Source organism: Stenotrophomonas geniculata (assembly GCF_034508895.1).
GTDB lineage: Bacteria > Pseudomonadota > Gammaproteobacteria > Xanthomonadales > Xanthomonadaceae > Stenotrophomonas > Stenotrophomonas geniculata.
The window spans coordinates 1620079-1643726 of record NZ_CP140571.1 but is presented as its reverse complement, the minus strand read 5'-3'; the positions used below and the strand labels follow the sequence as shown (position 1 = coordinate 1643726).

General features: G+C 66.2%; 24 protein-coding genes and 1 tRNA gene. 15 read left to right on the top strand and 10 right to left on the bottom strand.

Translation table 11 applies throughout. The annotated features are described in order from the left end of the window. Nucleotides 1-11: 11 nt before the first annotated feature. Nucleotides 12-1436: an ATP-binding protein gene (locus RI032_RS07750; protein ID WP_049480014.1), complete on the top strand. Its 1425-nt coding sequence runs from the start codon at nucleotides 12-14 to the stop codon at nucleotides 1434-1436. An 84-nt stretch (nucleotides 1437-1520) separates the two neighbouring features. Here the strand turns inward: RI032_RS07750 and RI032_RS07745 are convergent, their stop codons facing one another. Both RI032_RS07745 and RI032_RS07740 read right to left on the bottom strand, forming a co-directional pair. Beyond that, on the bottom strand, nucleotides 1521-2309 hold the full coding sequence (locus RI032_RS07745) for a M90 family metallopeptidase (RefSeq protein WP_193391012.1): 789 nt from the start codon (nucleotides 2307-2309) through the stop codon (nucleotides 1521-1523). Then, the gene (locus RI032_RS07740) at nucleotides 2276-2554 is read right to left on the bottom strand and encodes a hypothetical protein (protein WP_010486993.1); all 279 of its coding nucleotides are present in this window, start codon (nucleotides 2552-2554) and stop codon (nucleotides 2276-2278) included. Before RI032_RS07740 ends, RI032_RS07745 begins: the two co-directional genes overlap by 34 nt. Nucleotides 2555-2697: 143 nt before the next feature. Between RI032_RS07740 and birA the strand changes: the two genes are divergently transcribed. From birA to RI032_RS07720, 4 genes are all read left to right on the top strand, one after another. Continuing rightward, a complete protein-coding gene (gene birA / locus RI032_RS07735; protein WP_322548089.1) occupies nucleotides 2698-3666 on the top strand; it encodes a bifunctional biotin--[acetyl-CoA-carboxylase] ligase/biotin operon repressor BirA in 969 nt (322 codons plus the stop codon). Beyond that, on the top strand, nucleotides 3663-4394 hold the full coding sequence (locus tag RI032_RS07730; protein WP_010486989.1) for a type III pantothenate kinase: 732 nt from the start codon (nucleotides 3663-3665) through the stop codon (nucleotides 4392-4394). The genes birA and RI032_RS07730 overlap by 4 nt, the downstream gene beginning before the upstream one ends. A 9-nt stretch (nucleotides 4395-4403) precedes the next feature. Beyond that, nucleotides 4404-5252, top strand: coding sequence for an SPOR domain-containing protein (locus tag RI032_RS07725; protein ID WP_322548088.1), 849 nt, complete (start codon nucleotides 4404-4406; stop codon nucleotides 5250-5252). Between the two features lie 41 nt (nucleotides 5253-5293). Then, nucleotides 5294-5369, top strand: a tRNA-Thr gene (locus RI032_RS07720). A 111-nt stretch (nucleotides 5370-5480) separates the two neighbouring features. Here the strand turns inward: RI032_RS07720 and RI032_RS07715 are convergent. The 3 genes from RI032_RS07715 to RI032_RS07705 form a co-directional block, all read right to left on the bottom strand. After that, nucleotides 5481-6266, bottom strand: a complete 786-nt coding sequence (locus tag RI032_RS07715; protein WP_134958845.1) for a hypothetical protein — start codon at nucleotides 6264-6266, stop codon at nucleotides 5481-5483. A gap of 54 nt (nucleotides 6267-6320) precedes the next feature. Further along, a complete protein-coding gene (locus RI032_RS07710) occupies nucleotides 6321-6923 on the bottom strand; it encodes a hypothetical protein (RefSeq protein WP_143048254.1) in 603 nt (200 codons plus the stop codon). A 227-nt stretch (nucleotides 6924-7150) separates the two neighbouring features. After that, nucleotides 7151-7555 (bottom strand): hypothetical protein, encoded by a 405-nt coding sequence (locus RI032_RS07705; RefSeq protein ID WP_322548087.1) that lies wholly within the window; start codon nucleotides 7553-7555, stop codon nucleotides 7151-7153. 594 nt (nucleotides 7556-8149) lie between these two features. Between RI032_RS07705 and RI032_RS07700 the strand changes: the two genes are divergently transcribed. Next, a complete protein-coding gene (locus RI032_RS07700) occupies nucleotides 8150-8920 on the top strand; it encodes a DUF3011 domain-containing protein (protein WP_322548086.1) in 771 nt (256 codons plus the stop codon). Between the two features lie 24 nt (nucleotides 8921-8944). On the opposite strand, the gene RI032_RS07695 is transcribed toward RI032_RS07700, so the two are convergent. Then, entirely contained in the window at nucleotides 8945-9292 is a 348-nt protein-coding gene (locus tag RI032_RS07695) for a hypothetical protein (RefSeq protein ID WP_260363915.1), read from the bottom strand. Nucleotides 9293-9422: 130 nt separating this feature from the next. On the opposite strand from RI032_RS07695, the gene rocF reads away from it, so the two are divergent. The 3 genes from rocF to RI032_RS07680 all read left to right on the top strand — a co-directional run bounded on the left by rocF (nucleotide 9423) and on the right by RI032_RS07680 (nucleotide 11068). Then, on the top strand, nucleotides 9423-10343 hold the full coding sequence (gene rocF / locus RI032_RS07690; RefSeq protein WP_010486976.1) for an arginase: 921 nt from the start codon (nucleotides 9423-9425) through the stop codon (nucleotides 10341-10343). A gap of 162 nt (nucleotides 10344-10505) precedes the next feature. After that, nucleotides 10506-10643 carry an entericidin A/B family lipoprotein gene (locus RI032_RS07685; RefSeq protein ID WP_014035659.1) on the top strand — a complete coding sequence of 46 codons (138 nt, stop codon included), beginning with the start codon at nucleotides 10506-10508 and terminating at the stop codon, nucleotides 10641-10643. 203 nt (nucleotides 10644-10846) lie between these two features. Further along, entirely contained in the window at nucleotides 10847-11068 is a 222-nt protein-coding gene (locus RI032_RS07680) for a CsbD family protein (protein ID WP_010486972.1), read from the top strand. A gap of 73 nt (nucleotides 11069-11141) precedes the next feature. Here the strand turns inward: RI032_RS07680 and RI032_RS07675 are convergent, their stop codons facing one another. After that, nucleotides 11142-11936, bottom strand: coding sequence for a hypothetical protein (locus RI032_RS07675; protein ID WP_057503837.1), 795 nt, complete (start codon nucleotides 11934-11936; stop codon nucleotides 11142-11144). Nucleotides 11937-12044: 108 nt separating this feature from the next. On the opposite strand from RI032_RS07675, the gene RI032_RS07670 reads away from it, so the two are divergent. The 4 genes from RI032_RS07670 (at nucleotide 12045) to RI032_RS07655 (ending at nucleotide 16735) form a co-directional block, all read left to right on the top strand. Beyond that, nucleotides 12045-13340 carry a tryptophan--tRNA ligase gene (locus RI032_RS07670; protein WP_057500021.1) on the top strand — a complete coding sequence of 432 codons (1296 nt, stop codon included), beginning with the start codon at nucleotides 12045-12047 and terminating at the stop codon, nucleotides 13338-13340. Between the two features lie 204 nt (nucleotides 13341-13544). Continuing rightward, entirely contained in the window at nucleotides 13545-13841 is a 297-nt protein-coding gene (locus tag RI032_RS07665; protein ID WP_049409948.1) for a hypothetical protein, read from the top strand. 203 nt (nucleotides 13842-14044) lie between these two features. Continuing rightward, entirely contained in the window at nucleotides 14045-14977 is a 933-nt protein-coding gene (locus RI032_RS07660) for an MBL fold metallo-hydrolase (protein WP_322548085.1), read from the top strand. Nucleotides 14978-15082: 105 nt separating this feature from the next. Continuing rightward, nucleotides 15083-16735: a M28 family metallopeptidase gene (locus tag RI032_RS07655; RefSeq protein ID WP_049454347.1), complete on the top strand. Its 1653-nt coding sequence runs from the start codon at nucleotides 15083-15085 to the stop codon at nucleotides 16733-16735. 88 nt (nucleotides 16736-16823) lie between these two features. On the opposite strand, the gene RI032_RS07650 is transcribed toward RI032_RS07655, so the two are convergent. Together RI032_RS07650 and RI032_RS07645 are read right to left on the bottom strand one after the other, a co-directional pair. Beyond that, a complete protein-coding gene (locus tag RI032_RS07650; RefSeq protein ID WP_010486965.1) occupies nucleotides 16824-17120 on the bottom strand; it encodes a hypothetical protein in 297 nt (98 codons plus the stop codon). A gap of 67 nt (nucleotides 17121-17187) precedes the next feature. Next, nucleotides 17188-18522 (bottom strand): MFS transporter, encoded by a 1335-nt coding sequence (locus tag RI032_RS07645; RefSeq protein WP_134958848.1) that lies wholly within the window; start codon nucleotides 18520-18522, stop codon nucleotides 17188-17190. 223 nt (nucleotides 18523-18745) lie between these two features. Here RI032_RS07645 and yedA point away from each other — a divergent pair, with 223 nt between their 5' ends. Both yedA and rarD read left to right on the top strand, forming a co-directional pair. Further along, the gene (gene yedA, locus RI032_RS07640; protein ID WP_322548084.1) at nucleotides 18746-19651 is read left to right on the top strand and encodes a drug/metabolite exporter YedA; all 906 of its coding nucleotides are present in this window, start codon (nucleotides 18746-18748) and stop codon (nucleotides 19649-19651) included. Next, nucleotides 19648-20541, top strand: coding sequence for an EamA family transporter RarD (gene rarD / locus RI032_RS07635; RefSeq protein WP_010486962.1), 894 nt, complete (start codon nucleotides 19648-19650; stop codon nucleotides 20539-20541). The genes yedA and rarD overlap by 4 nt, the downstream gene beginning before the upstream one ends. Before the next feature lie 118 nt (nucleotides 20542-20659). Here rarD and RI032_RS07630 read toward each other — a convergent pair whose 3' ends face one another. After that, nucleotides 20660-23518, bottom strand: a complete 2859-nt coding sequence (locus tag RI032_RS07630) for a TonB-dependent receptor plug domain-containing protein (protein WP_010486961.1) — start codon at nucleotides 23516-23518, stop codon at nucleotides 20660-20662. Nucleotides 23519-23648: the final 130 nt, after the last annotated feature.

The following is a 23648-nucleotide window of genomic DNA, read 5'->3' as shown; positions in this document are numbered from 1 at the left end:
GCGATAGCACGATGTCCGGCCGTCTGTGGTTCTTCCGACGCTGGCGGCCGCGCTCCCTGCAGGCGCGCCAGATGTTCGCCGCGTCCGTGGGCCTGGTCGCGTTCCTGGCGCTGGCCGGTTACGCGCTCGACGCCGCCTTCGCCGATACGGCGAAGGCGAACCTGCGTGAGCGCCTGAAGAACTACGCCACCGCCTACGCGGCCGGCATCGACTTCACCCGCGACCGCTCGCTGTACATCCGCGAGCAGCCGCCGGATTCGCGCTTCGACGTGCCTGGCAGTGGCCTGTACCTGCAGGTGGTGATGCCGCACGGCAAGGGCAATTCGATGTCCGCCGAAGGCCCGATGCTGCCCACCGTGGGCGGTGGCCTGCTGGCACCGCGCCAGGAAGTGTTCGAAGGCCCACTGCCGATGATCCAGATCGACGGCAGCCAGGGCTCGGTGTACCGCTATGGCCTGGGCCTGGTGTGGGACGCAGACGCCGACCCTGCCACCGAGTTTCCGTACACCATCTACGTGATGGAAGACTCGCGCGCGCTGGGTGCGCAGCTGCGCGTGTTCCGCAGCCGGGTCTGGTTCTACCTGGGCGGCATCGGCCTGATCCTGCTGCTGCTGCAGACCGTCATCCTGCAGTGGAGCCTGCGCCCACTGCGCCGCGTGATCACCGAGCTGACCAAGGTGCAGCGCGGCGAGACCGAGCGCATGAGCGAGCGCCACCCGCGCGAACTGGAACCGCTGACCGACAGCATCAACGCCTTCATTGAAAGCGAGCGCGAGAACCTGGAGCGCCAGCGCAACACCCTGGCCGACCTGGCGCACAGCCTGAAGACGCCCATCGCCGTGCTGCGCACGCAGATGGACAGCGGCGCCGGGGACGGCGCCCTGCGCGAGGAGCTGGACGTGCAGCTGCAGCGCATGAACAACCTGGTCTCGTACCAGCTGGCACGTGCTGCGTCGTCGGGCCACAAGCTGTTCTCCGCACCGCTGCCGATTGAATCCAACGCCGAGGAAATCGTGCGTGGCCTGGAGAAGGTCTACGCCTCCAAGGGTGTGCTGTGCGAATTCGACATCGACCCGGCCGCGCGCTTCCATGGCGAACCGGGCGACCTGCAGGAACTGCTCGGCAACCTGCTGGAAAACGCCTTCAAGTGGGCCAACCGCCGCGTGCTGCTGACCGCGCAGCCGCTGCCGGCACCGAACGCGCGCCGTGCCGGCCTGCTGCTGGCGGTGGACGACGATGGCCCTGGCATTGCCCCGGACGACATCGGCAAGGTGCTGCAGCGTGGCGTGCGTGGCGACGAGCGCGTGCAGGGCCACGGCATCGGCCTGTCGATCGTGCAGGACCTGATCAAGGATTACCGCGGCGAACTGACTGTGGGCCGCTCCGAGGAACTGGGCGGCGCTCGTTTCGAAGTGCGCCTGCCGCCGGGGCCGTAGCCTTGTGGAGAGTCGAGCCATGCTCGACTGCTCCGCAAAATGCAGCCGAGCATGGCTCGGCTCTACATAAGCTGCGGTAGTGAATCAGCCGACCATCGTCGGCGGCTCGCCATAGAACCGCCGCAGCTGCGCGGCCACCTCCGGCAATGCCTGCTGCAGCAGATCCGGCGCCGAGAAGTGATACTCGCTCGCTACCGCGAAGAACTCTTCCGGCGCTTCGGCCGCGTACGGATCGATCAGCGTTTCCACGCCCGCGTCCACCTGCGCACAGAAGGCATCGTAAGCCTGCTGGAACGTAGCCGCCCACTCGCGCTGCCATTGCCGCGGCAGCGGCGGCGTGCCGTCCATCGCGCCATCCAGCGCATCCAGCTTGTGCACCATCTCGTGCACCGCCACGCAGTATCCCTCGTGCGGCGCCGACAGGTCGGCCTGCACATCGGCCCAGGACAGGATCAACGGACCGCTGTCCCACGATTCGCCGATCAGTTCGTCATCCCACTCGTGCAGTACGCCGGCCGCATCCATGTGGCTGCGGTGCACGCGGAACGCGTCGGGGTAGACGATCAGCTGCGACCAGCCTTCCAGTCCCACTTCGCCGAACTCGATCAGCGGCAGGCAGCACAGCGCGGCCAGCAGCACGCCATCGCCGGCCTGCAGCTGCAGATCGCCGATCGGGGTGATGGTCTTCTCGTGCAGGAAGCGCGTGGCCAGCAGGCGCAGTCGCCCACGACGCCCGTCATCCAGGCCGTGCAGCCACGCCGCGCGTTGGCAGGCGTCTTCCCAAAGTGCATCGTCAATCGGCCGCGGTGCAGGCCGCAGCCACTGCAGCAACGACTTGATCAGCGGAACATTCCCGGCAGGTAGCTGTGCCACTTCGGCGCGCGGATGCGCGGCAGCATGTCGTCGTCGCTGCCACCGCCGCCGGTGGTGGTGCTGGCAGCCGGGCGTACCGGTGCCGCCTTGGTGCTGGCAGCCGATGCGCTGGCGGTGGGCGCGCGCTGCGAGGCGGCATCGCCATTGGAGGACACGCATGCCCCACGGCTGTCGTCCAGCGCTGCTGTCGCAGACGCCGCGAAGGGCATCGTCAGCAGGATCAGGCAATGGGCATAACGGCGCATTGACGACATCCACGTTAAGGGAAGGTGAGTTCCCGATTCTAGCCCGAACCCGGCACCCGGTTGGAAGCCCCTGCGGCCCACCGGTGGCGGGCGTCGCTGGCGGCTTTCCCGCATAATTCCTTTCTGACTTCGTGGAAGCTGCCGTGGACGATCGCCAATTGCTGGCCAAACTCGCTGCCGGTCGCCTGTCCGGCGACGCCCTGGCCCGTGAGCTGGGTCAGACCCGGGCGGCCATTTGGAAGCGTATTCAAGGACTTAGGGCCGCCGGTGTGGACATCGAGGGCCGCGCTGGCGAGGGCTATGGCCTGACCCGCCCGGTCGACCTGCTGGACCCGGACGCGATCCGCGCCGGCCTGCCCGCCCACGTTCAGGCCCTGCTGCACGACCTGCAGGTGGCCTGGACAGTGGACTCCACCAACGCAGAATTGCTGCGTTGCAGCGCGCCCCTGCGCGGGGTGAGCGTCCTGCTGGCCGAACGCCAGACCGGCGGCCGCGGCCGTCGCGGCCGTACGTGGGCGTCGCCGCTGGCCGCGCATATCTACCTGTCGGTGCTGCGCCTGTTCTCCGGCGGCCTCGGCCGCCTGGCCGGGCTGAGCCTGGTGGCCGGCATCGCCGTGGCCGAAGCGCTGCACGACCTGGGCTACCCCCAGGCGCAGCTGAAGTGGCCGAATGACCTGATCGTTGATGGCAAGCGCAAGCTGGTCGGCCTGCTCGCAGAAGGCGGTGGCGAATACGCCGGCCCGGCGCGCGCGGTGATCGGCATCGGCATCAACACGCACATGCCGCCGTCGTTCGCCGAGCAGATCACCCAGCCGTGGGTGGATCTGGACACGCTGGCTGGCAAGCCGGTGGACCGCAACGTGGTCGTTGCGGCCGTGTTGACGCGTCTGCTGCCGGCGCTGGAAGAGTTCGATCGCGAAGGTCTCGCTCCGTTCCTGCCGCGCTACGCCGCGTTCGACATGCTGGCCGGCCGCGAAGTACGGGTGGAACTGGAAGGGCAGTGGCAGCATGGCACCGCGCTCGGCCTGGCCGATGACGGCGCCTTGCGCTTGCGCATCGATGGCCGCGAGTGCCTGCTGCACGCCGGCGAAGTCAGCGTGAGGGCGGCATGAGCGATTGGTTGTTCGACCTCGGCAACTCGCGGTTCAAGTTCGCGCCGTTGCAGGGTGACCGTGCCGGTGACGTGCAGGCCTGGGCGCATGGCGCCGAAGGCATGGCCGGGCAGCCGCCGCACAGTCTGCCCAGCGGCACCACCGCGTTCGTGGCCAGCGTGGCCGCACCGTCGCTGACCAGCGCCATGCTGGACCAGCTGCAGCGTCGCTTCGAGCACGTGCACGTGGTGCGCACCAGCGCCGAATGCGCCGGTGTGCGCATTGCCTATGCCAAGCCGGAGAAGTTCGGCGTCGACCGCTTCCTGGCCCTGCTGGCCGCGGCCAAGGCGCAGCGCCCGGTGCTGGTGGTCGGTGTGGGCACCGCACTGACGATTGATCTGCTCGACGCCAATGGCCAGCACCACGGTGGCCGCATTTCCGCATCGCCCACCACCATGCGCGAAGCACTGCACGCCCGTGCCGTACAGCTGCCGGCTACCGGTGGTGACTACAGCGAGTTCGCCAACGATACCGCCGATGCGCTGGCTTCCGGTTGCGATGGTGCGGCGGTGGCACTGATCGAACGCAGCGCACAGCAGGCGCAGACGCTGCTGGGTGTTGCGCCCTCGCTGCTGGTGCATGGTGGCGGCGCACCGGCGCTGATGCCATTGCTGCCCGGCGCCGATTACCACCCCTCGCTGGTGCTGGATGGTCTCGCCCGCTGGGCGGTGCACCAGCCCGCAGGCTAGTATCCGCGCATGCTGACCCGTGCCCTGATCGTCGTACTGGCCATCCTCAATCTTGGCGTCGCTTGCTGGTGGCTGCTGCGCGATGCGCCGCAACCGCCTGCGCCGCCGCCGCAACCGGCCGGCGTCGCCGAGCTGCGCTGGGTGCCCGGTGGCGTTGATGCGGCTGAGGCCGCCGATGCCACTGCTGCCGCCCCGACCGCGCCGTTGACGGAGCGCGAGCCGGCGGCAAAGACAGCGGTGGCTGCGACGCCCGCGCCGGCCGTGCCGGCCAAGCCGGAATCTGCCAAGCCGCAGGCGGCTGAGGCTACGCCGGTTGCTGCCGCTCCCAAGCCGGTAACACCGCCTGCACCAGCCCAGGCGCCGGAAAAGCCCGCAACCCCGCCCGCAGCCGCAGAGCCGCCGCGTTGCGTGGCGCTGGGCCCGTTCGCCGACCGCGCCGCCGCGACCAGTGCACAGGGCAAGGCCGGCAGCGTCATCAGTCAGGTACGCCTGCGCGAACAGCCCGCTGCCAGTGGCAGCGCCCGTTTCCGGGTGATGCTGCCGGCCGCCGCCAACCGTGACGACGCGCAGGCCACGGTGAAGCGTATCGTGGCCGCCGGCCTGAGCGACTACTACATCATCAGCCAGGGCGAGGACGCCAACGCCGTGGCGCTGGGCCAGTACCGCAACCGCGAAGGCGCCGAGCGGCGCATGGCAGCGGTGCAGGCCGCCGGCTTCCAGCCGCGCCTGGTCGCCAGCGGCGACGCCGGCCAGTGGTGGCTGGAAGGGCAGCTGGCGGCGGGCGCGCAGCCAGCCCAGGCCCAGCAGCGCAGCGGGGCGGCGCAGAGCCGGTCGCTGGAATGCACGCGGTTGCGCTAGAATCCCCCGGACCGCGGCGCTGCCGCCGGTGATGCACCCATGCCGCTTTAGCTCAGTTGGTAGAGCAACTGTCTTGTAAACAGTAGGTCATCCGTTCGATTCGGATAAGCGGCACCATCTTCGATCTCTTGGCATCCGCGCATGTCCACGGAGAACAATCAACCCGCTGCAATGGCGGGTTTTTTTGTGCGCTGCTGTTCTGGACAGAACGGCAGCCTGCAGGCGCGTTCAACGTGATGTCGCGAGACTGCTTTTGAGTTGACTACAACGTTGGAGCAGACGTTCGCCGGATTGCTCCTTGAGTTGAATGCTGCCATCAGCGAGAAGGGGATAGGTCTCGAGACGAACGCGATAGGCCGCTTGTGAAGACAGCTGCACTGCATCGTCGTCTGTGCCGATGGCGGCTCCAGGCAGCGAATCTTCTCGAACAACGCCATTTACCTGAAGCTGTGCGCAGATGCCGGCGTAGTAGGCGATGCGTTCATCAAGCGCCTGAGGGTGTCTTGTGGCATGACCTAGCGCATGAAATGTCTCGTGTGCGACCAGATCGACAAGGTTCGCAACCGTCCGTCCACGATCGTCATGTATCGAAGCCGCAAGTGCCAATGTCTTCCCGCCCGAAAACGATCCCAAAGTACGCGACTGTATCGTCGCCGCGGTATTCGTTGGCGCGAGAAGGATCCGGTATCTGTTCGCCTTTGCTTCTATCCATGATTCGGAGAATTTCGCTGCTGCATCAATGCGCTTGCAGGTATCTGCAACGTCAACCTGTGATCCTGCAACCATCAAGAGCAGGATTTCGTGCTGGGTGTTGGTGCAGTGAAACGATTCCAGAGCGGGCAGGTCCTTGCGCCCTGGAACAATGGAGAGGGATCGGAAGTAACGGAATGGACCGAGAGGCGTGGACACCAGCTCGGTATAGCCATCCGGAGGGATGCCTTGTGGCAATCCAATTGATGTGGCGCAGCCTGCCAGGATGGAGGCGGCGTATGCGGCGAGTACGACTCCTTTCATCGCTTCTCCCAAAGGTGCGGGTGCTCAAGGTGCACCCGCATCTCCTGTTGTTTACTACATCTCCATGCACAAGTGCGGCGACGGGTGGTTGACGCAATCCCGTCCTTCGAACTCCAGGTAGTAGCTCGCCTTGGTAATGCCTTCCTGTTTGGCTTGCCCAGCGATAACCTGCGGGCCATTTCCGTATGCCGAATGGAAGGGGAGCAGGTCGTAGCTCAAGGCATCGCCATTACCCACATTTGCGTATATCCAGGCATTCACCGCGTTAGGGTCCGCAACTCGGATCACGGTGCCTGTCCTGACCCATGAAAACGTTTGGGATGCGCTGATTGCGCCGGTAGCGACGTTCTTTACCCGGAGTACCGCATTGCCCGTGGCAGGATACGGTATGGTTGATCCGGATGTATCCAGCTCAAACGTCGCGGCATCTGGGAGTACGCTGAGAGACGACAGCAGGGAGTTGTAAATGCTCCTCTTCCCACCACCGTCCCCTTCCCAGATAACTTCCATACCCGCCTTGCATTCTCCGCCACCTGCTTGTTTTCCACTGCACTCGCCATAAGCTCGAACACTCTTCAGGGTGCAACCTGTGAACAGAAGTGCGCTTCCCAATGCGATAGTGGAGGCGGCCAATATGCTCTTGGAATTCATTCTCATGCTAGATCTCTCCTTGGTCTAGAAGGATGCGTGGTCCACCGTGGTTTCGAAACCACGCGGAGCAGTTGAAATGAGATCGAAAGAGGTAGATGTGACTTCGGTCTTGGAATTGAGTATCCGTCGGTGTCGTCGAGTATCACTCTCGGAAATGAGGCGCGCTGTGCGAGTGCAAGAAAACCTTCCACAACGAAGTAGAATCCGGGCGTTTGTGCAGATGCTCTCGCCAGCTACCTCCCACCCACCTGCAACGCCACATACTCCGCCAGCCCCCGACAGGCCAGTATCAGCCCTTCGCGCGTGCCATCGCCGATATCGTCTTTCTCTTCCCCGTCCACGCGCACGCGCTCAGCGGCGTGATACAGCTCCAGCAGCGACACCAGGCCAACCGCAGCGCGATCCCTACGTGCAGCAGCCACGGCGTCGCCAGGTGCGCCTGCCGGTCCCGGCCACGGCTGTCCATCGGCGGCGTCACCGGCCTGGATGCGCTGCAGGCAGCCGGGCAGGTTGATCGGCGCGGGCGCCTCGTTGGCGGCAGCGAAAGCGGCTTCCAACGGCCGCGCCAGTTCGGGCGGCAGGCGCAGGGCAGCCTCGCCCAGGGTGGCCGTCAGGTACGGATGATGGGTTCTGGACATGCGGGCATCCTCGTCAGGAACAGAGGCGCCGCCACGGTAGGGTGGCGGGCGATGCGTGGCTTCCAAGACCGGGTCAACGAATCGGCGGGCACGAGGCCCCCACGCACCGCCCGCCGTCGATCGGCGAACGGATTGCCAGCCGGCGCCGTACTTGGGAGGACGACGCCGGCTGGCAAGCGTATACATCGTTGACAACACGGGCTTGGAAGTCCCGGCCACCCTTGCAGGTGGCGATTCATCATGCGCACGTGAAATCACCGCCTGCCAGTCGTTTGTTTCGATGGCATCGGGTGATCTGAAAGGAAAAATGAACTATCGCGTTTAGCCCGTTTCGAGCATCGCAATGCCAGAAGCGACATTTCGCGCGGAGCTGCAACCAACGATGAATCCTGGTGAGTCATTGTTGTCGTGCGGCCTTTCATGGCCCAGGAAGTAAAGCTGGCTTAACTTCCCCGGCAGGGCTTCCAGAACACCCTACCAGACATGAATCCCCACGCGCGCCGTCCGGATCTTGATGTTCCTCACGGACAGCCCGCAACGCCCCATCGCATACTGCCGCTACGCGCCCACCCTGGGGCCCTCCGGGATCTGCACATGCGTCGCCATGCCCTGTCGCTCGCCGCCGCACTGTTGTCCACCGTCTTCGTGGCCCCAGCCATGGCCGCGGTGCCGTTCTTCAACGCCAGCTGCCCTGGCGGCATCGATGTGCACGCCGACGAAGGCGGGCCGGTCTACGTACAAGGCCGCGAGGCCACGCTGAAGCGCTTCAACGACCGCTACTTCGAAGCACGCGATGCCAACAGTGGCATCACGCTGTCGATCAGCAGCAACGAGGACGGCACGCCGCAGATCAGCTATACCGGCCGAGGCGGCGCCAATGGCATCTGCCAGGTCAGTGCCAGTGGAACGCCCGCGCCGTCTGAACATCGCGACCACCGTCGCCACGATGACGACAACGACGCGGTGCTGCCGCGCGAAGTCACCTGCGAATCCACCGGCCAGCAGCAGGTGTCGTGCGACATGGATACCCGCGGCAACGTGGAAATCGTGCGCCAGCTCAGCCACGCCCGCTGCGAGCAAGGCCAGAACTGGGGCCTGTCGCGGCATTCGGTGTGGGTGAATGGTGGCTGCCGTGCGGTCTTCCGCAATGCGTCCAAGGCGGCCAACGGCGCGCCGCCGGGGGATACCGCGCTGGGTTCCTGCAATATGCGCAAGGGTGCGCAAGGCACGCTGGTGACTCAGCTACCGGTGGGCAGCGATTATCAGGAGTTGATCATCGATTATCCCGATGGCCGCTTCCTGTGCATGATGCGCAACAACGGCCAGGTGCAGAGCGTAACGCCGGTTCGCCACCGCGGCGGTTGAGTTCGTCGCAGGCAGGGACCTCCGTCAGCCGCCTGATGTTCGCAGCAAAACCCACGCCAGCAGCAGGGCGAACGTTCCGAACAACGTCAAGCCGAACCACAGCGCGGCTACCCTCACGTTGCCGATCAACGCTGCCAGCATACGGTGCAGCTCGCTCTTCAGGATCGGGTATTCAGCGTGCGCCTTGCGCAGACGCTGCCAGCCCAACCCGAGGAATACCAGGGTCGAGAACGGCACCAGCAGCAGTGTCGCCTGCATCAGCCAGCCATTCGGCGACGCATCGATCGAGTTGCTCAAAAAAACCGCAAAAACGGCGACCGGCAGCGCCCCGATGAAAAAGCGTGGCCACGCGGTATTGATGAAGGGCGACATCGCAATCTTCCATGAAGGACGGTCGGGTCCGCGCGGCATCATGCCATGCAATGGCCCTGCTGCACCGCCGCGAGTGGTGTCACACAGCTCTGGCTAGACTGTGCTTCTTTTTCCCCCGCAGGAGGCACCCATGGCCCATCCCATCTCCGTATCCCTGATTGGCGTTCCCACCGATGTCGGTGCGGGCCATCGCGGTGCCCGGCTGGGGCCGGAAGCGCTGCGCGTGGCGGGCCTGCCGGAGGCGCTGGAAGCGCGCGGCGTGGACGTGCGCGACCTGGGCAATCTGGATGGCCCGCGCAACCCGTGGACCACGCCGGTGGAAGGCTACCGCCACCTGGACGAAGTGGTGGCATGGAACCACGCACTGATGGAAGCCAGCTACGCCGAACTGCAGGCCGGGCGCATGCCGATCATGCTCGGTGGCGACCACTGCCTGGGCATCGGTTCGATCACTGCCGTGGCACGTTGGTGCCGCGAGCAGGGAAAGACCCTGCGCGTGCTGTGGCTGGATGCGCATTCCGATTTCAACACCAGCGATGTCACCCCGTCGGGCAACATCCACGGCATGCCGGTGGCCTGCCTGTGCGGCCTCGGCCCGAAGGCGCTGACCCACCTCGGCGGCAGCGCACCGGCGATCACCCCGTCGCAGATGCACCAGATCGGTATCCGCTCGGTGGACCCGGACGAGAAGCGCCTGATCAAGACCCACAAGGTCGATGTGTACGACATGCGCTACATCGACGAGAACGGCATGAAGCGCGCGGTGGAAGCGGCGCTGGCCGGTATCGACGAGAACACCCACCTGCATGTCAGCTTCGATGTGGACTTCCTCGACCCCAGCATCGCACCGGGCGTGGGCACCACCGTGCCGGGCGGGGTGAACTACCGTGAGGCGCAGCTGGTGATGGAAATGATCGCCGACACCGGGCGCATGGGGTCGCTGGACATCGTTGAGCTCAACCCCTTGCTGGACAAGCAGAATGCCACCGCTGAACTGGCCGTGGACCTGGTGGAAAGCCTGTTCGGCAAGTCCACCCTGATGCGCGACTGACCGCCCCTGCTGAACGGATTGCCGAACCGTTCACGCCCGCTCCACGCCCCTGCCGCCAGATTGCACTTCACGCGGCGGCAGTGGGCATTGGTGCCCTCCCGCCGAGCGAAAGAATCCCATCCGCGAATAAAGCGGTATAGCGGCGAACCCAAGGAGAAGCCCATGAAGCGCGTAGTTGCCCTGATGCTGTTGTCGATGTTCTCGGTGGCCCTGCTGGCCGGTTGCAACACCGTGGCCGGTGCTGGCAAGGACGTGCAGAAGGCCGGTGAAAAGGTTGAGGACGCCGCCAAGGGCAAGTAAGCCCGGCGCGGAACGGAAAGAGAAAGGGCCGGGGACATCCCCGGCCTTTTTTTGTGCGTGCTTTTCACTACATGCTGTCGAAGCGTAGTGAACCATTCAAGCAGGTGAGCATTGTTTTCATGGTCGGTTGACCGGCACCCAACAGCCGCTGCGCGAAGCTGGAGCTACGGTAAGAACGCCGTTGCAGCCAAGGATTCCCAGCAATGAACAAAGACATCATTTCCGGCAAGTGGTCGCAGCTGAAGGGCAAGGCCCAGGCCAAGTGGGGCGATCTGACCAACGACGATTTCGATGTGGCCGAGGGCAATGCCGAGTATCTGGCCGGTCGCCTGCAGGAACGATATGGCTGGGCCAAGGACCGCGCCGAGAAGGAAGTCCGTGACTTCCAGGATGCGGTGAGCAAGGACTACCCGGACTACAAGTAAGCGCTTCGGTTTCCCCCACAACACAACGCCCGCACCGAGAGGTTGCGGGCGTTGTGTTGTCTGGGCGGGAGGATCAGCGCGCCGGCGGGTCCGGCACGTAACGGTTGGGGAAGGCCTGCGGCTCGCGCGGCAGGCGCGAGGGCGAATCCACCAGGATGCCGCGTGCGCGCAGGTTGCGGGCGCTGTCGTAGCGCAGCTGCAGGACCTGCGCCGGGCTGCGGCTGGCGCGTTCGAAGTCGGTATCGCGTACCGACGACTGTTCGCGTGCGCCGTGGCCGGTGCCCAGCGCAGGAGCCTGCGACTTGCTGGCATAGCCCTCGATGCGGCTGGCGCTGGCGTCGGCCGCCGCTTCGGCCGTCGGGGCCGGTGCTGGCAGGCTACGGCGCAGGATCGGATCCGGACGCCAGCGGCGCGCTTCCTCGAACACGGCCACGCCCACCACGCCGATGTTGTCCGGGCGGCCAGTGCGGCTGGCATAGCTGCCGCTGGGGCTGCTGAACACGAACTGCGCCACTTCGTCCTGGCTCTTGCGCCAGCCGGTGATGTCGGCGCGCTGGCCGGGGTTGAGCACGTAGCCGGTCTGCGACGGATCGGCATCCTCGCCGGAGATGGCGTTGACGCCGTCCACCGACAGCACCACCAGCACCCGGCGCGGGCTGTCGTTGTACAGGCGCACGGCGTAGCGGTGGCCGCGCTCGCCGGCCACCCAGCGCTGGCCCTCGGCAGGGTAGCTGCGCAATTCGGTGCCGCGGTCGCGGTCGACCAGGGACATGCGCACGGGGCCGCCCTCGTAGGCCGGCGGCGGCATCGGGGCGGGGCGGAAGCCGGCCAGGGGCAGGATCAACAGCAGGGGCAGCAGGCGTTTCATCGGGCGTCTCCAGCGGGGTTGCGTGAATGAACGCGCCGCAGGCCCTGACGGGGTTGGTGGCGTGCAAGGTAAACTGGCCCCGTTCATCGAAGGTTACCCCACGCAGTCATGACCACCCGAGTCCTCACCGGCATCACCCCCTCCGGCACGCCCCACCTGGGCAACTACGTTGGCGCCATCCGTCCGGCCATCGCGGCCAGCCGCGCGCCGGGGATCGAGAGCTTCTTCTTCCTGGCCGACCTGCACAGCCTGATCAAGTCCCAGGACCCGCAGCGCACCCAGCGCGCGACCCTGGAGATCGCGGCCAGCTGGCTGGCCTGCGGCCTGGACCCGGAACACGTGTGGTTCTACCGCCAGAGCGACATCCGCGAGACCACCGAGCTGATGTGGTTCCTGACCGCCATCGCCAGCAAGGGCATCCTCAACCGCGCGCACGCCTACAAGGCGGCGGTGGACAAGAACCGCGAGGAAGGCGTGGACGAGGATGCAGGCGTCAGCGCCGGCCTGTTCATGTACCCGGTGCTGATGGCCGCCGATATCCTCATCTTCAAGGCCAACCAGGTACCGGTGGGCCGTGACCAGATCCAGCACATCGAGATGGCGCGCGATTTCGCCCAGCGCTTCAACCACGTGTACGGCAAGGAGTATTTCCCGCTGCCGGACGTGGTGATCGACGAGCAGGTGGCGACGCTGGCCGGCCTGGATGGCCGCAAGATGAGCAAGAGCTACCACAACACCATTCCGCTGTTCGTGCCGCGCGAGGAGCTGAAGAAGCTGGTGTTCTCGATCCTGACCGACTCGCGCGCACCGGGCGAACCCAAGGACACCGAGGGCTCGGCACTGTTCCAGATGTATCAGGCGTTCGCTACCCCGGAACAGACCGCCGAATTCGCCAAGGCGTTCGCCGCCGGCATCAGCTGGGGTGATGCCAAGCAGCAGCTGTTCGAGCGCATCGACAGCGAGCTGTCGCCGCTGCGCGAGCGCTACAACGCGCTGATGGCCGAGCCGGAGAAAATCGAAGCGTTGCTCAAGCGCCGTGGCCAGCAGCTGCGCGAGCAGCTGGCGGCACCGCTGCTGGAAGAGCTGCGCCATGCGGTGGGCCTGCGTGACCTGTCCAGCGCCGGCGACATCGCCAGCGAGGATGCCGGCGTGGCCCGCGTGGCACCGCCGCTGTTCAAGCAGTACCGCGAGAAGGACGGCCGCTTCTACTTCAAGCTGACCGCCGGTGACGGCACGCTGCTGATCCAGAGCGAAGGCTTCGATTCGCCGCGTGATGCCGGCCAGCTGATCGCGGTGATCAAGCAGGCCGAGCAGGGCGACCAGCTGCAGAGCGAACTGTTCAAGCTGGAAGCCGAAGTGGACGCCGTGCTGGCCGCGCTGGCGGCGCTGCGCGAAGGGACCTGATCGCCGGGCCTGCCTGCCCTTTGTAGAGTCGAGCCATGCTCGACTTTGCTCCGCCTCTGTAGAGCCGAGCCCATGCTCGGCTGGGCTGCAAAGCAGCCGAGCATGGGCTCGGCTCTACAGGGAAGCACTCCGCCGGCACGACCGTGGCACAGCGCCCATGGCATGATGCCCACGCGCCTCTGGCGCGATGACATGGAGTCTGCGATGGCCTGGTTGTCGCTGCTGCTGTTCCTGCCCTGGTTCCTGCTGCTGGGCAGCCTGTACTGGCTGTTCCCGCGCCAGCCGCGTACCCCGCGGCGGCGCCTGTTCGACAGCACCACCCTGGTGCTGGCCTTCGCCCTGAGCATCGTGTCGATGCTGTGGGGCTACCGCATCGGCGTGGTGCAGCCCGGCGCCGGACCCATCTGGCCACAGGTGCTGGCGGTGCTGTATGCCTACGGCGCGTTCCTGGCGGTGCTGGTGCTGGCATTGATGCTGCGGCCGCGATGGCTGGACCGGTAGCCCCGCTTTTGTAGAGTCGAGCCATGCTCGACTTCGCGTGCCGCTGTAGAGCCGAGCCTATGCTCGGCTGATGCCTGACAGAATGGCAGCCGAGCGTGGGCTCGGCTCTACAGTAGAGCGCCCTCCGACCAAAGCCGCATCGAACCCGGGCCGCCTGCGCGCCTACCATGGTGTCTGTTCCCGATCCTGCCAGGTGCGTGCCGATGACCGCCGACCCCAGCATCCACACCATCGATACCGGCTTCCAGCGTCCCGACTTCGACGCGGCCTATCTGATCGTTGAGAACGGCCGCGCCGCGTTCGTCGACTGCGGCACCGGCCTGTCAGTGCCGGCCATGCTGCAGGCGCTGGCCGACACCGGGCTGGGCGTGGACGCGGTGGACTGGCTGCTGCTGACCCATGTGCACCTGGACCACGCCGGTGGCGCCGGCCTGCTGATGCAGCAGCTGCCGAATGCAAAGGCGGTGCTGCACCCGCGTGGTGCGCCGCACATGATCGACCCGACCCGGCTGATTGCGGGTGCCACGGCGGTATACGGCGCCGAGGAAATCGCCCGCAGCTATGGCCGCATCGAACCGATTCCCGCCCAGCGCGTAGTGGTCGCTGAAGATGGCCACCGCATCGACCTGGCTGGCCGCGAGCTGGTACTGCTGCACACGCCGGGCCACGCGCTGCACCACTACTGCGTGTGGGATGCGCGCAGCCGCAGCTGGTTCACCGGCGATACCTTCGGCATCTCCTACCGCGAGCTGGACAGCGCGCAGGGCGCTTTCATCTTCCCGACCTCCTCGCCGGTACAGTTCGACCCGGAGGCGATGAAGGCCTCGATCCGGCGCATGCTGGGCTACGGCCCGCAGGCGATGTACCTGACCCACTACGGTCGTGTGGAACAGGTGGAGAAACTGGCCGACGACCTGTTCGAGCAGATCGATGCGATGGCCGCCATCGGCCGCCAGTGCGATGGCCGGCCGGACCGTCACCGCTGCCTGCTGGCTGCACTGCAGGCGCTGTACCTGGAACGTGCACAGCTGCATGGCTGTGCGCTGGACGATGCGGCGGTGACTGCGGTGCTGGCGATGGACATCGAACTCAATGCGCAGGGCCTGGCCTGCTGGCTGGATCGCATCAGCAGGTAGATCCACGCCATGCGCGGGTGACGCCGCCCCAAGCCGCGCCGTGATGTCACGACCACGTTACACTCTGGTGACTTCCAAGCTAGCCGTGGTACTGCCGTGAATCCGATGCGCGTGTTGCTGCTGTCGTCCTGCCTGTTCGTCGGTGGCCTGGCCCATGCGGCCAATGACCTTCCCGGTGGCGGCATCGATCCGCAGGCACTGTCGCGCCACGTGCGTGTGCTGGCGTCGGATGAATTCGAGGGCCGCGCGCCGGCGACCGAAGGCGAAGAACGCACGGTGCAGTACCTGATCGAGCAGTTCCGCAGCTATGGCCTGCAGCCGGGTGGTGTGGATGGCAGCTGGGTGCAGCCGGTGCCGCTGGTGCGCGCGCAGCTTGATGGGCCGGCCAAGGCCAGCCTGTCGCTGAAGCAGGGCAAGCGCGCGCTGGCCAACGGCGTGGACGTGACCCTGCAGAGCCTGCAGCCGCGCAAGCGCGTGCAGATCAAGAACGCGCCGCTGGTGTTCGTCGGTTACGGCATCGACGCGCCGGAACGCCAGTGGAATGACTACAAGGACGTGGACCTGCACGGCAAGATCGCCGTCATGCTGATCAATGACGCGGATTTCGAAGCCGATGCGCCGGGCGCGTTCGACGGCAAGGCAGTGACCTACTACGGCCGCTGGACCTACAAGTTCGAGGAAGCCGCACGCCGTGGCGCCGAGGGCGTGCTGATCGTGCACGAGACTGCGCCGGCTGCCTATGGTTGGGCCACGGTGAAGAGCTCGGGCACCTCGCCGCTGTTCGACATCGAGCGCAGCCAGGCTGAAGCCATGGCGCAGCACACACCGCTGCGCGGCTGGATGCAGCGCGAGCTGGCTGAGGCGATCTTCGCCGACGCGGGCCTGGACTTCGACGCCGAGAAGCGCAAGGCGATGCGCGCCGACTTCCGTCCGGTGGCGCTGGATAACGCGAAGCTGAGCGTCGACTTCGCACTCAAGCGCGAGCAGGTGGTGACCCGCAACGTGGTGGCCAAGCTGCCCGGCGGCGAGCATGGCGACGAGGCGGTGATCTTCTCCGCGCACTGGGATGCGTTCGGTATCGGCCAGGCCGATGCCAAGGGCGATCGCATCCGCCGTGGTGCGATCGACAACGCCACTGGCGTGGCCACGGTGCTGGAACTGGGCCGCGTGTTCGCCGCCGGCCCGCAGCCGCAGCGCACGCTGTACTTCGTGGCACTGACCGCTGAAGAGAAGGGCCTGCTGGGCGCCAGCTACTACGCCACGCATCCGCTGGCGCCGCTGGACAAGACCGCCGCGGTGCTGAACATCGAAATGTTCAGCCCGGATGGCCCGACCCGTGACATCGCTTCGTGGGGCAAGGGCCGGGTGTCGCTGGAAGGCGATCTGGAACGCGTGGCCAAGGCCCGCGGCCGCAGCTACAGCCCGGACCCGAACCTGGAGGCCGGCTTCTTCTACCGCGCCGACCACTTCGCCTTTGCGCGCCTGGGCGTGCCGGCGATCACCATCGGCCCGGGCCTGGACAAGCTGGACGGCGGTGTTGAAGCCGGCCGTGCGCTGCGCGAGAAGTACTTCGCCGACTGCTACCACCAGGCCTGCGATGCCTGGACCCCGAGCTGGGACCCGAGCGGCCATGCCGCCGACACCCTGCTGGTCTATGACCTGGGCGCCGAGCTGGCCAACAGCCGCCGCTGGCCGACGTGGGAAAAGGAATCGGAGTTCCGCGGCGCGCGCGACAAGAGCGAAGCCGCCCGCCGCTGAGGTAGTGCCGGCCGCTGGCCGGCAACCTCGTGAACCTTCGGAAAGAATGTGGAGTTGCCGGCCAGCGGCCGGCACGATCGCGCGCTCGTCAGCGCCGGCGCAACAGCGTCCATGCGCCCCAGCCACTGGCAGCGAGCGCGGCCAGATAGCACGCCACCATCGTACGCAGGCCAACCGGTGATCCTGCGTTGATGCCGCGATGCAGGCGCAGCTGCAGCGAGCTGTGGCCGCTGCCCAGGTCCACCGCCAGCTGCAGCGCCAGCGCGCCGCAGAACACCAGCAGGGCGATCCCGAATCCGATGCGTGGCCACGCGGCCTGCGCGTTGGGACGGCGCAGCAGCCAGGCCAGTGCCGTGGCTGCGGCCAGCGTCGCCGCGATCCACATCAGTGGCGTGGCGGGAGACGCAGCGGCCACCGGCATTGCACCGGTGGCCGCAATTACGGCAACGCGCTTACGTGCGGGTGCCGTCGAGCCAGTTCGGGCCCTTGTTGGTAAGGAAGAACACATAGACCACCAACGATACCGCGATCGTGGCGGTTACGTAGATAGCGAACCAGTCGACATGGCCGGTCTTCAGCGCGCCCTGGTACAGCAGCGGGGCGGTGCCACCGAACAGCGAGTTGGCCAGCGCGTAACCCAGGCCCACGCCCAGTGCACGCACGTGGGTGGGGAACAGCTCGGCCTTCACCACCGCGTTGATCGAGGTGTAGCCGGTGAGGATGACGAAGGCCATGGCCAGGGTCAGGAAGGCCAGGGTGGCGTCATGCTGGTGCGGCAGCTGGGTGATCAGGTACCAGCTGTACAGCACACCGCCCACACCGAAGAACACCAGCAGGGTCTTGCGGCCGATGATGTCCGACAGCCAGCCGCCGACCGGCTGCAGCACCATCAGGAACGCCAGCACGCCCAGGTTGATCAGGGTGCCGGTCATCGGGTCGTTGCCGGCGAAGGCGCTCTGGATCATCTTCGGGCCGTTCACCGAGTAGGTGTAGAAGGCCACGGTGCCACCGGCGGTGATCAGGAAGCACAGCAGCAGCGGCCGCCACTGGTGCACGAACAGCTCGTACATCGAACCGGACTTCTGTGCCTTGCCTTCGCGCGCGGCTTCGATGGACGACTCCGACAGCGACTCGTCCATGCCCCGCCGCAGCCAGAACACCACCACCGCGGCGATGCCACCGATGCCGAAGGCGATGCGCCAGCCCCACTCTGAGATCTCCGGCTTGCCCCAGAAGGTCAGCATCAGCAGCAGGGTCAGCTGGGCCAGCACATGGCCGCCAACCAGGGTGACGTAGTGGAAGGAGGACAGGAAACCGCGTCGGCCGGGAATGGCCGCCTCGGACATGTAGGTGGCGCTGGCGCCGTACTCGCCACCGGTGGCGAAGCCCTGCAGCAGGCGCGCGAACAGCAGGATGACCGCAGCCCAGATGCCGATGCTGGCGGCGGTGGGGGTGATGGCGATGAGGAACGAGCACAGCGCCATCAGCGTGACCGAGACCGTCAGCGCCAGGCGGCGGCCGTGGCGGTCGGCGAAGCGGCCGAAGAACCAGGCACCGATCGGGCGCATCAGGAAGGTCGCGGCGAAGATCGCCCACACGTACAGGGTGGAGTTCTTGTCGTCCTGCGAGAAGAACTGCGATTCGAAGTACACGGCGAACACCGAGTACACGTAGACGTCATACCACTCCACCAGGTTGCCGGCGGAGCCTTTGAGGGTGTTGGAGATCGACCGCCGCAGGGCAGCGCGGTCGTTTGCGGGTACGGCAGGTTGGGACGTGGTGCTCATCTGGGTGGGAATCCTCGATGCGGCGCGTCCGTGCGCAGGGAAAACGGCGCCCGGCCTTGGGGCGGCGCGGCCGGGCAGCCCTCTTGGTACTGCATCGGCCGTCAACACGGGGTAGCAGACCAGAGCAGGGTGCATGGATGGATGACAGCGTGCCACCGTCCGGGGTGCCGGACCATACTCAAAACGTCCTAGAATCCGCCTTCCCCCGGCTCCCTGGTGTGTCATGTCGGCTCCCCCTTCTTCGTCTGCGGCTGCCCCCCGGGGTGGCCTTGTCGCGCTGGCATTGCTGCTGGTCTACGTGGTCTGGGGCTCGACCTACCTGGGCATCGCCAAGGCCCTGCACGGGGGCGCGCTGCCGCTGACGATGGTCTCCGGCAGCCGGTTCATCATTGCCGGTGGCCTGATGTTCCTGGCCTTGCGCCTGTTCTGGACGATGCCGAACCCGACCCTGCGGCAGTGGCGCAACCTGGTGGTGATGGGCGTGACCATGCTGGTGCTGGGCAACGGCATGGTGGTGCTGGCCGAGCGTGAGGTGTCTTCGGGACTGGCCGCCACCGCGGTGGCCTCGGTGCCGCTGTGGATGGCGCTGTTCTCGGCGCTGCGTGGCCAACATGCCAGCAAGGGTGAATGGCTGGGCATCGCGGTCGGCTTTGTCGGCGTGGTCTGGCTCAATGCCGGCAGCAGCCTGACCGCCTCGCCAACCGGGCTGGTGCTGCTGCTGATCGCACCGATTGGCTGGGCGTTCGGTTCGGTGTGGTCACGTGGCCTGGACCTGCCGGGCCCGTTCATGACCGCTGCCGGGCAGATGATCTGCGGCGGCGTGCTGCTGGTGCTGATCGGCCTGGCCGTGGGCGAACGCCCCACCACGCTGCCCGATATCGGTGGCCTGCTGGCGATGGCCTACCTGTGCGTGTTCGGTTCCATCGTCGCGTTCACCGCCTATGTGTGGCTGCTGCACAACGTGCGCCCGGCGCTGGCGGGCAGCTATGCGTACGTCAATCCGGTGATTGCCGTGCTGCTGGGCGCTGCATTGAATGGTGAACGCTTTGGATGGCGGGACTTCCTCGCCATGGCGGTGATTCTTCTGGGTGTGGTGGTGCTGACAATGGCAAGGACACGAAAGAAATGAGCATGGACGAGAAAGAACAACGCCGGGGCCTGCTGGTCACTGCATCCACCTTCGTGATCTGGGGGTTGGTGCCGGTGTACTGGCACCTGCTCAACGAGGTCCCCTCGTTCCAGATCATCGCCCACCGCATCATCTGGAGCACCGTGCTGGTGCTGGGCTGGCTGCTGCTCAGTTCGCGCCTGGGCTGGTGGCAGAAGATCGCCGCACAGCCGCGCGCGCTGCCGATCCTGCTGGTGTCGAGCCTGACCATCGCGTTCAACTGGGGCCTGTACATCTGGGCGGTCAACGCCGGCCATGTGATCGAAACCAGCCTGGGTTACTTCATCAACCCGCTGGTGAACGTGCTGCTGGGCGTGCTGGTGCTGAAGGAGCGCCTGCGCCGCCTGCAGTGGGTGGCGGTGGCGATGGCGGCGGTGGGTGTGGCCTGGCTGACCATCGATGCGGGCACGCCGCCGTGGATCGCGTTGGGCCTGGCCTGTTCGTTCGGCCTGTACGGCCTGCTGCGCAAGCTGGTTTCGGTCGATCCGGTGGCCGGGCTGGGCGTGGAGAGCATGTACCTGTTCCTGCCGGCGCTGGCGTTCGCGATCTGGGCCGAGAACGGCCATGGCGGCGCGTTCTTCCATGGCTGGGGCTGGCACAACGACCTGCTGCTGATCTTTGGCGGTGCGGTGACGGCCGTGCCGCTGATCGGCTTCGCTTACGGCGTGAAGCGCATTCCGCTGTCGCTGGTCGGCATCCTGCAGTACATCGCGCCGAGCCTGCAGTTGCTGCTGGGCGTGTTTTTCTTCCACGAAGCGTTCGATACCGCCAAGGCGATCGGGTTCGCGGCGATCTGGGCCGGCCTGGTGCTGTTCGTCGGCGACAACATCCGCACGATGCGCAAGCGGTAGCGGCGCCGGGAGCCGGCCCCGTCTTCCGCAAAAAAGAACGGCGCCCCGAGGGGCGCCGTTCTGCTTCCATCCACCGCCAGGAGAGAGAGATGGCGGTGGCGGGAACGCGGTTGCAGGCTTAGAAGCGCTGCTGGTACTTCATGTACATGAAACGACCGATATCGAAGCCACCGTAGTAGGTGAAGCTGCTGTTCGGCTGGCTGTACATGATCGGACCCTGGTGGTCGAAGACGTTGTTCACGCCCAGCGACACGGTGCCGTCCCACGGCAGGCTGTAACGCACCTGCAGGTCGTGGAAGGTGTTGGAGCCCACCTTGCGGCTCGGCTGCGCATCGGTGTACGGCGAGACGAAGCCGGCCATGTTGCAGTCCGGGCCACCGGCCAGGTCATACGAGCAGGCTTCCTTCATGCCCGAGTAGTAGCGGGCGGTCCAGCCGATGCCCAGATCGCCGTACTGCCAATCCAGGTTGAAGGTCGAACGCACGCGGAAGTTGCCCTGCCAGCCGGTCTTCTGCTCCACCGGCGTGGTAGCGGCGCTGTCGTTGCGCTGCTCCAGGTAGTCGGTGTAGGTGGTGTTCCAGTTGATGGCGAACTTGCCGTACGCGGTTTCCGGCAGGCGGTAACGCACGCCGATGTCATAGCCGGCGGTTTCGCGATAGCCAGCGTTGACCAGCGAACGATCCAGCGCCGAGACCTGGCCACGGGTGGCCGCAGCGGTGGAACGGGTGAAGCGACCGCAGGCCGAATCCACGCCCTGCACGTAGCACTGGTTGAGGATGTCGGTGGCCGACTCGCCGACGATGGCGTTGTTGATGCGGATCTTCCACCAGTCCAGGCTGACGTCCAGGCCCTGCACGAATTCCGGGCTGTAGACCAGGCCGACGGTCCAGGTCTTGGCGGTTTCCGGCTTCAGTTCCGGGTTGGAACCCGAGTTGAAATCGGAGGTGGCCTGCTGGCCCGGGCGGTTGGCAAGGTTGCCGTCCGCACCGGTCTGCTGACGGAAGTTGGCGGGCACATTCAGCGCCTTGCAGCGTGCTGCCACCGTCGGGCTGCTGGCGGCGATGCCGAACTTCGTATCGCACGGATCGGTGAACGAATCGCGGCTGGACACGGCGCCGCCGTAGAGATCGTCCACGGTGGGTGCACGGAAGCCGGTACCGTAGGTCGCGCGCACCAGCAGGCTGTCGATCGGCTTCCACTTCAGGCCGAACTTGCTGTTGGTGGTCGAACCGAAGGTGTTGTAGTCGGTGTAGCGGCCGGCCAGGTCCAGCGACAGTTCACGCGCGAATGGCATGTCGGCCAGCAGCGGCACCTGCATTTCCAGGTAGACCTCGTTGAGCGAGTAATCGCCACGGGTCGGCTGGCCGGTGGTGCCGGCGATCTGGCCCTTCTGCACCATCAGATCCGGGGTATAGCTGGCCTCTTCGCTGCGGTGCTCGAAGCCCATCGCACCCATGATGTCACCGGCCGGCAGAGTGAACAGCGAGCCGGAGATGTTGGCGCTGGCCACCTTGGTGGTGCTCTTCATCTTGTCCACGAAGCGGGTGAACAGGTAGTCCTGCACGTCCTGGTTGCCCAGCGAGCCCGGGCCCGCATAGCCCATCGGCGCGGCCGGGTTCCACGGCACGCAGCCGGCGATCACCGCACCCGGAGTGCCGCAGCGTGCCACGGTGCCATCCATGAAGGACGGGCCGACCGCCAGGTCGACGTGCGGCTGGTACATGCTGCCGGTACCGATGCGCTCGCCTTCATTGCGGTTGTACATGTAGCTGACGTTCCAGTCCCAGTAACGCGAACCGGTTTCGAAGCTGCCTTCCAGGCCGATGCTGGCGCGCTTGGTGTCCAGGTTGTTCTCGGTGCCGCGCGGCAGTTCTTCAGTGCGGTGCGAGAACAGGACGTCCTGGCCCCACTTGTTGAAGGTGCTGTCCTTGGACAGGGCAGCACGGGTGCCATTGCGGGCCTGTGCGGCCGATACCGAGTACGGGTAGCCGGCCAGGTGCTTGGTCGACTCGCGCTTGCTGTACAGCGCGTCGGCCACGATGCGCAGGTTGTCGGTGATCGAGAAACCACCGTTGGCGAACACCGAGGTGCGCTCCAGACCGCTCAGCAGGCTCATGTTGGTCTTGGCGTTGGCACCATCAGCCGGGTCCGGGGTGTGGAAGTTGCCAGCCTGGCTCGGATTACCGCCCGGGCCCACGGTCAGCGGCTTGCCGCCGACGGTGACGGTGCCCCACTGGGTGGTCGGGCTCAGCGCGTCGACGTCATCGGCGTGGCGCGGGCCACCCGGGTAACGGCTGAACTCGCGCTCGCTGCCGAGGATCTCGTCTTCCTTGGTGCGCTCGGCGCCGACGCTGAACCAGCCGCGGTCGAAGGTCTTGCCGAAGGTAGCGCTGTAGGAGCGCTTCTGGCCGTCGCCTTCACCGTACTGGCCGACGTAGACGCTGGCTTCGCCGCCGTCGAAGTTCTTGCGGGTGATGATGTTGACCACACCGGCGATGGCGTCCGAGCCGTACAGCGCGGATGCGCCGTCGGTCAGCACTTCCACGCGCTCGACGATGGCGGACGGAATCGAAGCCAGGTCGGAGTAGCCACCGGCGCTGACGCCCATGCGGCGGCCGTCGATCAGCACCAGGCTGCGTTCCGGGCCGAGGTTGCGCAGGCTGACGTACGTGCCGCCGAAGTCGCGCGAAGAACTCAGCGACGACGAGCGGCTCAGGCTCGGAGCACCGGCGGCGGTGACGTCCTGCAGGATGTCGGCGACGTTGATGTAGCCCTTCTTCTCGATCTCGGCGCGGCTGAGCGCGACGACCGGCTGTGCGGTCTCGACGCTGGCCTGGCGGATGCGCGAGCCGGTGATCTCGATGCGGTCGAGGTTGGTCGGGGTATCGCCGGCGCTCTGTGCGAAGGCGGGGGTGGTGCAGCTGGCGGCCAGCGCGATGACGATCGCGTTGCGCAGCGGAGTGGTTTTCAGGGACATCCGTGACATCTCGTGTTTCAGGAAAACAAGCGTCCGTTCTGTGGGCGCGTGGGGTGCTGCAAACCAACGTGGGGGCCGGGATTCTAGAGTGTTTCCATTCGTAACTGTTTGTCGCCATGCCGCTGAATGT